Annotated in this window: 1 protein-coding gene; it reads right to left on the reverse strand. The window is 37.8% G+C overall.

Annotated features, from left to right (window positions below; genetic code table 11):
* Window positions 1-407 (reverse strand): DUF1972 domain-containing protein (locus tag E3E36_RS12420; RefSeq protein WP_167895638.1); only part of this gene is annotated, 407 nt, incomplete at both ends.

A 407-nucleotide genomic window follows, 5' to 3' on the forward strand; every position in this document is an offset into this window, starting at 1 on the left:
GGTATTCCATTACGAACATGTAAATCATTGTGGACAAATACAGAGGTAGTAAATATGGCGGGACAAACAAACTTCGCTTTATCAAACGTTTCCATTCAATGCCATCAGGGTTTATGACAAGCCTTTTCTTTGCAAGTCTAGCAAGAATCGCTGCAAGAGCTCCGTCTGGGGCCACATAATACATAATATCAATATCACCCGAATGATATTTTAACAAGATGAGAGTAGCAAGTAGATCATTAATAGATGGAATAGTTGTACTTTTTCCCTGAATAGATGGAACATGAACTCGGATGACTCCATTGTATTCGTCTTCGTGAAATTTATCGGATTCACAGGTAACATATATTGTAAATCCTCTACTAGATAACCTCGTTGAAATTTCCTCAACAAAAGTTTCGGTGCCC

The organism is Thermococcus sp. M36 (assembly GCF_012027355.1).
GTDB lineage: Archaea > Methanobacteriota_B > Thermococci > Thermococcales > Thermococcaceae > Thermococcus.